Here is a 13,275-nt window from a genome sequence, read left to right as displayed (position 1 = left end):
TCAGTTTTTCAATATTTGTGAAACGCTTACTTTAGATATATATTTACTTTTAGGCAACAGTTGCATTAGGATGAAGCATATAAAGCAAGCACGTTTGCGCGGGTGGGGGTTCAACTTAATATGGTAACCATTAAAGATATTGCAAAAGCTGCAGGGGTATCTCCTTCCACTGTATCAAGAGTCGTCTCTAATCATCCTAGAATTAGCAAGGCAACCTCTCAGAAGGTCAAACGGTATATGGAAGAAATGGGCTACCATCCTAACGTGATGGCGAAGAGTCTGGTATCAAAAACAACACAAACCTTAGCCATTATGCTGCCTCGACCAGCTGAAGAGCTGTTTCAGGACTTTTTCTTCGGTGAATTGCTTCGCGGAATACTGACGCAATCGACAAGAGCGGGATACGATATGCTGCTTACCGCAGCGACGTCGCCAAGCGACGAGACGGAAACCGTATCACGTCTTGTATTCGGTAGACGAGTTGACGGCGTTATCTTGTTATCCTCTCGGGTAAATGACCCTTTAATCGACCTATTGGACAAACATAAGTTTCCTACTGTATTAATAGGCCGCACAGAAAATCGGCCTAATATATTATCAGTCGATAATAACAATGAGCAAGCAGCTTATGATGCGACGCAGCATCTCATTGTCCAAGGCCATGAAAGAATCGGTTTTGTTAGCGGTCCGCCATCATTAACCGTTGCACATGACCGGATGGAAGGCTACCGCAGAGCCATGTCCGAAGCCGGTTTGCCTGTTCGATCCGAATGGATCGTTGAAGGCGAGTTTCTTCAGCAAAGCGGCTATCGTGCCATGTCATTTATGATGAGCCTGCCCGAAAGACCTAGCGGCCTTGTTGTCATCGATGATGTAGTCGGATTCGGCGTATTGCGCGGCCTGACAGAGCTTGGGTACAAGGTGCCTGATGATCTTAGCATCGTAAGTTTCAATAACATTGCATTGTCCGAACTTGCAACACCGCCAATCAGCTCGATAGATATCGGAACCTATCAGCTCGGCTATACCGCATCACAAATGTTGATTCGTCTTATCCAAGAAGAAAGCATACACCAGAACAGAATGATTATTCCGCATAGGCTGATCGTTCGCGAATCATCGATTCAAACCGTATCCAAGAGGAGTTGACAGCATGTCAAATAAAAAACCATTTTTAGTGGATGCCATTATCGGCAATTCCAAGTTTCTCGCATCGCTTGGCCGCACAGGCAAAATGTATCGCCTGTGGTGGCCGAACATTGATTTGCCGCAGCATGTAGACGCTATCCGCACAGGAATTCAGTGGGCGCAATCCCCTGTTTCCTGGTTTGATGAAGAAACGAACGGCTTCACTCATGAGACGGCATATGTTGCAAAAACAAACATTTTGCAAGTGAATGCTCGTACTGAACAACAGCCCGTTCAAGTGGACAGCTTTCATTTTGCTGTTCCAGGCGAAGATATTATCGTTCGTGAATACACGTTCACAAACGTCAGCGATCAACCTGCTTCCTTCTCGTTTATCGTTCACTCTTCTTTTCTCGTAAGCGAGAATAACCTATATAATACAACTATGTTTAATGCCGCTGAAGATTCCTTGGTTCATTTCCGCCATAAGTATTATTTTGCGCTTTCAAGCGCAAACGTATGCACAGGTTATCAATCAGGAATCAACTGGGACAACGTTCAGCATGGTGAGCTAAACGGCAACAACATTGATATGAAGCCGGATGGTGCGTTGAACTGGCGTATCGATGAGCTTGTAGCAGGCGCATCTGTAACGATTCCCGTCTATATAACAGCTGGCCATGATGAAGAAAGCGTACTGCAACAAATGCGTACTGCAAAAAGCAAAACAAGCGCAGAATGGGTCCAAGAAACGACTACCTACTGGCATGAATTTTTGGCTGCCGCTGCCCCTTGTCCGATTGACGACAACGAAATCTCAGATCTATATGACCGATCCCTGCTTATGTTCAAGCTCATGTCCGATGAGCAAACGGGCAGCATTATCGCTGCTCCGGAATTCGATGAAAATTTCACGCGCTGCGGGGGTTATTCCTACTGCTGGGGCCGAGATGCCGCATTCATTACAACTGCGCTTGATAAAGCAGGTCTTGGCGCTCTGTCCGACAGCTTCTATGCATGGACGCTTTCTGCGCAATCACCAGATGGTTCATGGCAGCAGCGGCATTATCATGATGGCAGCTTAGCGCCGTCATGGGGTTTGCAAATTGATGAAGGCTCGTCGATTCTTTGGGGAATGTGGCAGCATTATTTGGAGAAAAAGGACTCTGATTTCGCTAAGCAGGTATGGCCTGCTGTAGAGAAAGGCGCATCCTTCTTGATGAGCTTCCTCGATGCAGAGAGCGGCTTGCCGAAGCCTAGCATCGACCTGTGGGAAGAGCGTGAAGCATCGCATACGTACTCCTCTGCCGCTGTATACGGCGGGTTGACGGCAGCAGCGAGCTTTGCCGAGCTAGCAGGCAGACCTGAGCTTGCAGCTGAATGGACTGCTGCTGCGGAGCGGATTTCAGCAGCGATCAAAGAGCTATGCTGGAACGAGGAAGGCGGCCGATTCTACCGCGGAGTTGACCTAACAGTAAACGCAGGCAAATACGAGCAAGCCTTGGCAGCTGGCTCAACTGGTTATGTGACTGAGGGCAATAAAGGCTACAAGAAGCATGTTCTCGATCATGATGCTGTAATCGATATCAGCCTGCTTGGCATCGCTGTACCGTTTGGAGCGGTAGCGGCAGATGATGAATCCATGCGCCGCACTGCAGATACAGTTGAAGCTGCATTGACTGTACCAGGCGTCGGCGGCATTAAGCGTTATGAGGACGATATCTATATTGGCGGTAACCCATGGATTCTCACTACTTTATGGCTTGCTCACTATCGCATTCAAACCGGCAGCATAGATGAAGCGAAGCAATTGCTGAAGTGGGCGATGGACCATCGCACAGAGACCGGCCTCCTGCCAGAGCAAGTAGACAAAAACACCGGCGAAACCGCTTGGGTTGTCCCGCTTACTTGGTCGCATGCCATGTTTATATTGACGATTTTCATGCTTGCGGATGCAGAAGCAAAGTAAAACCTGCTCTATCCGATTTTAAAGAATCTCAAATACATCAAACCCCGACGGCTGCTTGAACCGTCGGGGTTTTTTATGCTTGAATTCCGCGCTGCTGATTTACATCAAGACCAATTGTAGACGGCAGTGTCAGACGTGCCTGTCGAACTCGCAGGAGAAGTAAACGAGCGGTTCGTTCCACTCTCCCAGATAACATTACCGAGACTGTCCTTCTTAATGAACTTGAATTCGAAGGTCGTCCCTTTCGGCACACTTACTGGCAGGAACCATACTGGATAGTTCGGATTCATCATCGCTTCCGTCGATTTAGCTGCATCCCAGCTGCCAAGCTCAGGAATGCTGCCGACGATATGAATATTTTGTCCAACTGTCGTTGTGGCATTGACCTTAAAGATGACCTGCACCTGATCACCCGACAGTACCTCGTAAGTAAAGCTATTGCTGACATTTGTCCCTTTCGTAACCGTAATGCTGCTTGAACCGGCAGCTACAGCTGGAACGACAGCTTCGATAAACGTATCATTGTTAGAAACAATCGTTGCAGCAACTGTACCGAATTTCACGGTAGCCGTACCGCCTAAGCCCGTTCCGTAAATATAAACGGTATTGCCTGGGCGTCCTGAGGTAGAAACAACATCACCGATTCTTGGAAAGGTAGTGCCAAGCGATGGGTTGTATGCCAAAATGTTAACCTCGCCGCCTGAGAGCGTGAAGCTAGAAATTTTATTTTGACCTGATACGCTCGTAACCGTATTCGACGCGCCCATAAGCAGGCCGGACAATCCATCTGTGTATGTTCCTACCGGCAACGTTGTATTGATTGCAGGAACCGTATACGAAATATCTGGCTGTCTATTTACAGCGACAATCACTTGCTTGTCGTAGAACTGACGCTGATAAACGAGAACATTGTCTGTGCTGTACAGGATGGAAGTTGTACCATATGCGATCGCTTCGTTGGACTGGCGCAATGCCGATAGATTCTTGATCACTTTGAAAGCCGTTGTCGTCTCATCGAAAGCAGCCGCCTTCTGCATAAAGGAACGGCCAGCAATATCGCTGCTGTCCGCGGAGGACATATACTGCTCCGTACCGTAATAAATATTTGGTGTTCCACGTGATGTCATAAGCGTTGCGAGCGCAGCGTGATAAGGCTTATTGTTCGATTGAATATAGCGAAACCGCGTAACGTCGTGGTTGTCGAGGAATGTTACCGCTTGATTCTCATAGGAATAATCGGCGCTCGTTTGTGTCAGCATATTACCGAAAGTAGACATCGTCTCGGAGAAGTTGCCGAAAGCATTTGTTGCAGAACGATAAAATTCAAAATCAAGATTATTAACGCCCGTACGGTCAGGGAAGGTACGGAATTCATCATATTTCGGGTCAGGTCTGCTGATGAAAAATTCACCAAAATGAGTGAGCGGTCCGCCTGCAGCGGAGTCAATGGCATCTTTTAAACCTTTCGTGAATGCAGGATTCATATGCAGCGTTGCATCATGGCGGAAGCCATCAACGCCCTTCGATTTCCAGAACGTCGCTGCCTTCTCCAAATGCGCAACTACATTGGCATTCTCTTGCGAGAAATCCGCAAGCGAGCCGAGCTCCTTATGACGGAAGCCATAACGAGAATTGTCGCCTGCGCGATCGCCTAATCCGTGAAACCAGCCGTTTACATCATTATTCGGGTCGGCGATTAAATTTTCTATTTTGCCATCATTGTTGTAATCGTAAGGGTTGCCAGCAGCATTGAAGGCATAATTGCCGCTTGCGTCTTTATCCGGCTCATAGAGCTTGCCGTCTTCTGGAGAATTGCCGTTAGTCGGGTTTTGCCAGCGGCTCGTATGATTCGTTACAAAATCAATGACCAGCTTCATTCCTTGATTATGGAGAGCATCACGAAGATTCTCAAAGTCCTTCATCAGCCCAAAATGCTGATTCGTTGCAAAATAATTGCGGACATGATACCCATGGAAGCTCGTCCATTTATTCATGCTGCCGCCAGGCTGGTAATCCTCAATTACAGTATCTCTATTGTCGTAAGGTGCGGATATCCAAACAGCTGTTACACCCATATTTTTCAAATAAGGAATTTTGTCGATAATCCCTTGCCAATCTCCGCCTTGATAAAGCTTTAAATCATTGCCATCCCCTTTGCCATCGCCATTCGCATCATCAAATAAAGCAGCGGAGGAGCCAGCAGGGATATTATTGCTTGTGTTGCCATCATAAAATCGATCCGTAATAATTTGATACACCGTATCCTTTGGCGTAACTGGACTAAGCGCGGACGATGCGGTTAATGCCTCTGCTTCTCTTGGATTAACACTAATTGCCGGCAATACAAGTGCTGCTGCTAATACGAACAAAGCTAACCTTTTCCCTATAACCTTCATCCATTCAACACTCCCCACTATTTTGAAATGCAGATTTATTGCCTAGTTCAAAAAATACCCTCCGTTTAGACGCATGATTTCACCTAGGTTCCTAGAAGTTTGGCATCACCCCCTTCATAGACTGCAAGTCATCGCGCTGCTTCTGTTCATTTCTTTACTGCTGTGCTTTGCCTAATGGTCAGCTCGACTCCAATTACGACCTTGCGATCGACAGCAGCATCCTTATCCATTTGTGCAGTCAGCAATTTCACAGCCGTCTGTCCTTTGAGCACAATATCCTGATGAACGGTCGTTAAGCCGGGCACCATATAATGGCTGTTTTGATTATCGTCAAAACCCATTACGGACACATCACGCGGCACAACGATACCGAGATCATGCAAGCCTTTAATTAGTCCAATAGCGAGAACATCCGATAAAGCGAATACAGCCGTTAGCTCCTGTCCTCTTGAAGCGATTTGAGATGCCGTGCGATAACCTCCAATGGAGGAGGTAGGAACCTCGAAAACATGGTCGCTTTGGTAGGTCATTCCCGCTTCTTTCAGCGCTCTCATATAGCCGAGCCACCGTCTGTGATTAACGCCTTCTTCCAGCAGTGTCCCGGTCAATAATGCGATGTTCTGGTGTCCAAGCGATAACAGATGTTTTGTTCCGATATAACCGCCAAGCTCATCATCCAACCCAACTTGGTACAGCTCATCGTTTTTTAAATAACTATCCATAAATACACAAGGCACATTCAAATCTAAAATTCGCTCGTATATCGGTGAACCCTCAAATACGCCAATAATGATCAAACCATCCAAATGGCGTTCACGAACGAATGAAAAGGTTTCATCCGGCTCCACCCCGACGAGAAGCACATGCAGCTTCTCGTTCCGTGCTCCTTCTTCAATGCCCGTAACAAGCTGCCAATAAAACGGATTGTCATGCAGTCGGCCTTTCTCCAAAAAAGGGACAATGACCGCTATTAGCGATGATTTCTTATCCTTTAAATTGCGAGCGGACATGCTTGGCGTGAAGTTCATCTCAGCGATAGCTGCTTGAACCGACTGAACCGTATTAGGCGCTACTCTGCCTGTTCCATTCAGCACGTTGGATACTGTAGCAATCGATACTTTTGCGCGTTTAGCAACGTCTTTAATCGTTATTCGTTCCTGACTCATGACGAACCACCTTTGCAATAATTAAACGTTTCATCTACTTAAAAGACTTATGAACAAAGAGTTTATATTAGGATATATATGAAATTAATAAATAATTGATTAAACGTTTCATTTAATAATTCATACTATATTTTATCCTGTATATTTCTGTCAATCATTATTTTGTAAGCGCTCTACTTTATCCGGTCAGATGGCTTCTTCTACTCTGTAATAAAAAGAAAAATGAGCTTCAATGCCAATAAGATGTTTCAACTCTAACAAAATGGTGTATACATATTGACAGACATCTTCTAGTTTGTAATAATTATAAATAAGGAGTTAGTCTAATTTGATTCAGAATTTGCAATCAACCTTTCCATTTTTGTATTCACTGACTGCAAATAGCGCAAACTACCATCAGAAAGGATGATCATTATGACAACACCTACAACTGTACAACAACATTTGAATCGCCAAATCGCCAACTGGAGCGTACTTTACATCAAGCTGCACAATTATCACTGGTACGTAAAGGGCTCTCAGTTTTTCACTTTGCATGCAAAATTCCAAGAGCTTTATGAAGAAGCTGCGCTTCATGTCGATGAAATCGCTGAACGCTTGCTTGCCGTGAAGGGTACGCCTATCGCAACCATGAAAGATTATTTGAAAACTTCAAGCATTGAAGAAGCATCCAATAAAGAAGATGCGACGCAGATGGTTGAGCAATTGATTAAAGATTTTACAACCGTAATCGGTGAACTGAAAGACGGCATGGAGGCCGCACAAAAGGCTGACGACGAAACAACAGCCGACATGCTCCTTGCTATTCATACGACACTTGAGAAGCATGTATGGATGCTTACCGCTTTTAATGGCAAATAATTGTTGCACGTCCTATGCAAAAAGGAGCTTCGGCAGTATACTCACTGTCGAAGCTCCTTTATTTGCTTAGTGTTCTAGCCTGTTACATCCATTATTAATCGCTGCTCATTTTGAGAACATCAACCGCTTTGAGCTTGAGTGCTGCTCTAGCTGGCGTAATATTAATGAGAAGAGAGGCCAGCAGCAAGCCAGCTATAATGGGAAAAACAATATCGAATGGATACTCATATAGGAGTGCCGACTTATCGCCTTTCAAATCCGCTTTCACACTCTCGACAAACATATGAACCCCGCTAAGGCCTATCGCTAAGCCTGACAACAAACCCATCAAGCTTATAACAAAACCTTCAATAAACAGCATCCAAAATATGGACTTTCCGGGAACGCCGATGCAGCGCATCATTCCGATCTGTTTGCTCCGCTCGCGCACGGCTCTAAACAAAATAATCGCCAGCCCTAGCAAACCAATAAGAGCGGATATAACCGTAAAACCTATGAATCCATAGCCAATTTGTTTATTAATCAATTGCTCCGCTGTATTTTGTATATAAGGAACATGAAAGGCCAACACGCCTTCAAGTGCAAATCTTTCCTCCAGCTCCTTAGCCAGCTTAATGTCTTTATAATCAAATTGGAATAAAACGAAACCAAGATCGGTTTGGTTGGGCCATTTGTGACCCAGCGGACGCAGCTCATCTACAACTTTTTTGTTCATCAAGGTTGTGCCATAGAAATCTATTAATCCGGAAGCTGCGTCGTTATTTAAAAAACCAGCGATAATGAAATCTCGTTTCTGTTCGGGAACCCAAGCTTCTTCTCTCGATCGGAGCTTGCTCTTATATACAGGAAGCGTAATCTTATCGCCTGCCTTGAGATTCAATAATGGCTCAGGAAACTTCTCTTTATAAGAGTCAGGCAGGATCACATATGCAGGATCATTCAGTACAGCGTGCCATGCTTCAGCATCGCTTGAGAACGCTGGCGATCGTGCATTTAATGCAAAGTTGTTATTAAGCAGGAGCTCCTTCGTAACGGGTATAATAGCTTGAGCTATGCCGTTCTCCTGCATACTAAGCATATAAGGCTCCACGACAACTTTCCCCTTCATATGCTCCTGTATCAACGGGTCAGCAGCGGCAACCGCTTCAATTTTATCCTTCTCCAGCTCAGATTGGTATACAGCATAACCACCAAAACCTAAGACGGTTTGATTTATGCGATCAACATTCCCGCTAGCTTGTAAAAGCTGCGTAATGCCAACCAAAAATGTAATCAACATCATAACAAGTGCAAATAAAAGCGATGCTGTGTACGTTCGTCCTTTATGTTGATTCGGGTATTTAACAGCGAGGAGCATGGATATCGGCGGAACACCAATAAACCGCAGCAGCTTTTGCAGCGGGACAGTCATTTTCCCCACTCCATTAAGCGCGATAAATAACACTGTAAACACGGATGCTATCCAAGTAAGCACAATGGTAAGCATGTTGTCATTCGTTAATTCTGGCGGATCGATAAATGCAAATATAAAATGAACACAAGTAGCGGATAAACCCGCAGCGATTACCCAGCGGTTACGCGTTCGTTTCCACCCTTTCGCTCGCAAGGTCCCGCCGTCCGCTGAAGGCCCTCGCAGCGCTTCAACAATATTGAACCTGCTTGCTTTACGAGCTGTTAATCCAGAAATGAAAAGAAGAAACAGCAAGGTTGCTGCGAATACAGCTGCTGCTGTTAGGATTGAAACATGAGCTGTAATCGGCACAACGAGACCGGCCATTTGAGACAAATCCGCAGCATAGAAGCTATAAAAAAATTGAATCAAACCATAACCGCCAGACAACCCAATCAGCGTACCAAGCAGCGCACTAGCTACTGACAGCAAGAGCGCTTCAACCATGAACATCGCAGATATATTGTCTCGCGAGAATCCGATTGCTCGTAGAATACCGTACATTTCCCGCCTGGAATCGCCAATCATGACCAGCACCTGCCGCATAAACAGCATGCTCGATATAACGGCTACAATACTGATCATGCCAATAATGATCGAATAGTTCATATCATCGACTTCATTTTTATATTTGCTCTTTAAATTTTCTACATTGTAGGTGTGGCCTGAAACAAAAAACATCCCGCCCAAGTTTACAGATGGATCAGTGCTTCCCGCAAGTATAGCCTCATAGCCATCTCCAGCTTGGCCAGACATTTGACGCACTGCTTGCTCCGTACCAATTATTGTACCGGCAAATGCACCATATTCTTGGTAGCCAGTGAGTCCTCTCTGCTCTACTACCGCACGAATGCGAAATAACTTATCTTTACCTGAGACAGAAACCTTAAGCGCGTCACCGACATCAACATGCAGAAGCTTGGCTATGTCACGGTTAATAATAAGCTCATCGTCAGCCAAGCCGTTTGTCCATAAGTTTTCATAGGCAGGATCAAACCTAGCAGCTTCCTCCATGGAGAAGCCCATAAACAACATGTTTTTTAGAATGGATTGTTCACCCATATCAGTATCCTCGGCAAAAACAGCCGCTTCCGCTTTTACATAGGGAAGAATTGTATAATCGCTTTTTCGAGAGAAGTCTATTAAAAATGCAGCCTCTTGCGCTGAGAAGCCTTCAGAATTAAGCTTCTCCGGCGTAAGCTTCCAGTTGATCGGGCCTAGATGCTTCTCAATCCAAGCTGCCCCGCTTCGCTCGACCGATTCATAGTTTACGGCACTAATGGCGATCAGCATGGCCCCGATGGCGCCAGCCATTATCGTGATCAACGTCTGCTTCCATTGTTTTCTCAAATGACTCAGCGCCATTCGCCATACAAGACGAGACGTTAGCATGACGAAACGCCCCCATCATGGATAACACGTCCGTTTTGCAAGCGAATGGTGCGTGATGTTCGGTTAGCTACTTGTTGATCATGCGTCACAATAACGATCGTTGTGTTGTAATGGCGATTGAGCATCTCCAGCATGCCAATGATTTGATCCGCCGTTTCCGTATCAAGCGCGCCTGTAGGCTCATCTGCCCAAATGATATCGGGTCTCCCCACAATAGCTCTAGCGATAGCAACTCGTTGATTCTGACCGCCCGATAGTTGATTAGGATATTGATTAGCTTTATCAGACAGCCCAACCTCTTTGAGCGCTTCAAACGCTCTCTCTTTGGCCTTATTGGCATCACTGCCAGCGGCAATAAGCGGCAGCGCCGTATTCTCCCAAGCATTCAGCACCGGTATGAGATGATAGGATTGAAACACGAACCCCATCTTCGCAAGCCGCAGCTTAGCGATCTTTTCGTCTTCCCATGAATGGATGGGCGCATCTCCAATCCATACTTCACCTTTATCGCTGGACTCGATGCCAGCCATAATATGCAGCAGCGTTGATTTGCCGCAACCGGAGGCACCCGTAATGGATACCATTTCTCCTTTAGTAATTGTAAAAGATACGTCCCTCAGCGCTCTGACCGCTGCTTCTCCCTTGCCATACGTCTTGCATAATTCTTTTATCTTTATCATTTCTTCAAATCTCACCCCTTGTTCCATTGAATGCTATCACTTTATCAAATCGATATGCATTCTTAATGGAGCAAATATGCAGAACTTGTGCAGATGGCTAGTCTTTTATAATGGGGAGGCTTAATGTAAAAGCAGCTCCTTTGCCATAGCTGCTCGACACATCAAGCGTTCCGCTGTGGGCATGCGCGAATTGCTTCGCTATAGCTAGCCCAAGTCCCAGCCCTGAGCCGCGTTTGCTTGCTCTAGCTTGCCCAGCTCCTCTGTAAAAACGGTCAAAAACAAAAGCAAGCTCCTCCTCTTCAATTCCCAAACCATCATCGATAATCGTCAATTCGGCATATCCAGCTTCTAAGCGGAGCTCGATTCGCAGCTCATGGCGTGCATGCTGCAGCGCATTCCCAATCAAATTAATCATAATTTGCCTGATCCTTGCTTCATCCGCATAAATACGAATATCATGCTCCATCTGTACCGTTGCCTGTATCGTATGTTCATCCGATTGAACGACAAGCGTCTCAGCAACCGCCGCAGCTAGCGCGGTAAGTGAAAACCAGCTTTTGCTTAAGGACAAATGGCCAGATTCCGCTAGCGACAGCTCTTGTAAATCTCTAACCAGCTTAGTGAGACGCAGCGTCTCATCATGAAGCGATACAGTACGCGCTAGTGGCAGCGGCAATCCCTCCTGAATGGCATGGTCCAGCTGCGTCCGCATGACTGCAATCGGCGTTCGAAGCTCATGAGCAATGTCAGCTACCATCGTTCGCCTAACCGTTTCTAAGCGTTCTACGCGCTGCACAAGCTCATCTATTTGATCGAGCGCATCCGTGAGCTGCTTGTCCCCGTCTATATGATTATTTGCTGATAAAGAGGCTCGCTCCCAAATTAACGCCGCTATTCGCCGCTCCGTTTGTTTTGAAACATTGTGCGAGCGTTGAATAACCCATAATCCAATGATGTATAGCAACATAGCGAGCAACAGCGGCGGCAGTACCATTCTCATACTTATTAGTTTCTGAGCTGTAGTCGATACCTGCGTATACCCGACAATCGAGCCATTTGAGAGTACGGCTATTTTCCGCACGTCTTTATCCGTATTTTGCTTAATGACCAGCGTGGCCGTCTCGGTTATTGCATCTTTGTCATAAACGATAATAGACAGCGACTTGTGTCCGGAAATCATGTAACGATCATGCTGAAGCCGATCCTCAAGACCGATCCAGCTTCCCGTCGACTCATAAAAAAGCTTGGCGTATCCATTCCAAAACAGCTGCGTCTTCTTAAGCTCAGTCCGATCAATGCTGTTCATCATCCATAAGGTACAAATAAATGCAACAACGACAGCAATCATACATATGTAAACTAATCTAAGCTTCTCACGCTGCATGCTTGTACTGCTATAGCTCTTCACAGTACTTCCTCCGTAAAGCGATAGCCAACTCCATACACGGTTTGAATGAGCTCACGCTTCTCATCGCCGCCTTCCAGCTTACGCCTCAAATTACGAATATGTGAATCGAGCGTTCGCTCATAACCGAGAAAACCGTCGCCAAGCGCCTCATCCATCAAATGTGTTCGTGTAAATACTCTGCCTGGATTTGCCGCTAGCTTCCACAGCAGCAAAAATTCAGTACGGGTCAAGTCAAGCCTGTGCTCGTTGAGCACAGCTGTGAAGCGCTGCTGATCGAGCATGAGCGATCCTCTATAAATAATCGATTCATCAGGCGCAGGAAGGGATGGCTCGCCATGCTTGCTTGCTCTGCGCATAACCGCTTTTATTCTCGCACTTAGTTCACGAAGCCCAAACGGCTTCGTCAAATAATCGTCCGCGCCAAGCTCCAGTGCCAGCACCTTATCGAATTCATCACCCTTGGCGGTAACCATAATGAAGGGCAGGTTCCACTCTTTTTCATTACGCTTGCAAATGTCTATTCCGCTTGCTCCACCGGGCAGCATCCAATCGACTAGCAGCAAATCCGGATTTATCTGCTTAATGAGCGGCTCCGCTTCGGTCAATGAGGAAGCGCCATAAACCTCCACCGATTCTTTCCGCAAATAATCAGCGCATTCCTGAAGCAGCTGCTGTTCATCCTCAATCCATACGACTTTCATCCTTCGCTCACACTCCCCTAAATAAATTGTTGCATAAAAAAACAGTTCTTCCAAGTAGGGAAGAACTGTCTTTTCATACAAATCTATGGATGTTTGCTAAACAAACTCGCTGCCGCGAAATGAT

General features: G+C 46.0%; 9 protein-coding genes. 3 read left to right on the top strand and 6 right to left on the bottom strand.

The window, feature by feature from the left end; all coding sequences use genetic code 11:
- The first annotated feature begins 120 nt into the window (after positions 1-120).
- The gene (locus AC0VYE_RS04100; protein ID WP_076268828.1) at positions 121-1,149 is read left to right on the top strand and encodes a LacI family DNA-binding transcriptional regulator; all 1,029 of its coding nucleotides are present in this window, start codon (positions 121-123) and stop codon (positions 1,147-1,149) included.
- 4 nt (positions 1,150-1,153) lie between these two features.
- The gene (locus AC0VYE_RS04095) at positions 1,154-3,097 is read left to right on the top strand and encodes a glycoside hydrolase family 15 protein (protein WP_475446228.1); all 1,944 of its coding nucleotides are present in this window, start codon (positions 1,154-1,156) and stop codon (positions 3,095-3,097) included.
- 104 nt (positions 3,098-3,201) lie between these two features.
- On the opposite strand, the gene AC0VYE_RS04090 is transcribed toward AC0VYE_RS04095, so the two are convergent.
- Together AC0VYE_RS04090 and AC0VYE_RS04085 are read right to left on the bottom strand one after the other, a co-directional pair.
- Complete coding sequence (locus tag AC0VYE_RS04090) at positions 3,202-5,493, bottom strand: alpha-amylase family glycosyl hydrolase (RefSeq protein WP_475446226.1); 2,292 nt, start codon at positions 5,491-5,493, stop codon at positions 3,202-3,204.
- A 146-nt stretch (positions 5,494-5,639) separates the two neighbouring features.
- On the bottom strand, positions 5,640-6,659 hold the full coding sequence (locus AC0VYE_RS04085; RefSeq protein WP_475446224.1) for a LacI family DNA-binding transcriptional regulator: 1,020 nt from the start codon (positions 6,657-6,659) through the stop codon (positions 5,640-5,642).
- Positions 6,660-7,073: 414 nt separating this feature from the next.
- On the opposite strand from AC0VYE_RS04085, the gene AC0VYE_RS04080 reads away from it, so the two are divergent.
- Positions 7,074-7,520, top strand: coding sequence for a Dps family protein (locus AC0VYE_RS04080; RefSeq protein WP_430055183.1), 447 nt, complete (start codon positions 7,074-7,076; stop codon positions 7,518-7,520).
- A gap of 94 nt (positions 7,521-7,614) precedes the next feature.
- Here AC0VYE_RS04080 and AC0VYE_RS04075 read toward each other — a convergent pair whose 3' ends face one another.
- The 4 genes from AC0VYE_RS04075 to AC0VYE_RS04060 form a co-directional block, all read right to left on the bottom strand.
- Complete coding sequence (locus AC0VYE_RS04075; protein ID WP_475446222.1) at positions 7,615-10,362, bottom strand: ABC transporter permease; 2,748 nt, start codon at positions 10,360-10,362, stop codon at positions 7,615-7,617.
- Positions 10,356-11,042 carry an ABC transporter ATP-binding protein gene (locus tag AC0VYE_RS04070; RefSeq protein ID WP_475446220.1) on the bottom strand — a complete coding sequence of 229 codons (687 nt, stop codon included), beginning with the start codon at positions 11,040-11,042 and terminating at the stop codon, positions 10,356-10,358. Before AC0VYE_RS04070 ends, AC0VYE_RS04075 begins: the two co-directional genes overlap by 7 nt.
- Positions 11,043-11,139: 97 nt before the next feature.
- Positions 11,140-12,450 (bottom strand): sensor histidine kinase, encoded by a 1,311-nt coding sequence (locus AC0VYE_RS04065; protein ID WP_475446218.1) that lies wholly within the window; start codon positions 12,448-12,450, stop codon positions 11,140-11,142.
- Positions 12,447-13,151: a winged helix-turn-helix domain-containing protein gene (locus AC0VYE_RS04060; RefSeq protein ID WP_475446216.1), complete on the bottom strand. Its 705-nt coding sequence runs from the start codon at positions 13,149-13,151 to the stop codon at positions 12,447-12,449. The genes AC0VYE_RS04065 and AC0VYE_RS04060 overlap by 4 nt, the downstream gene beginning before the upstream one ends.
- Positions 13,152-13,275 lie beyond the last annotated feature (124 nt).

This window comes from Pristimantibacillus sp. Z349TD_6 (assembly GCF_056173205.1).
Note: the sequence above shows the minus strand (reverse complement) of the source record. Positions and strands in the feature narration are given on the sequence as shown.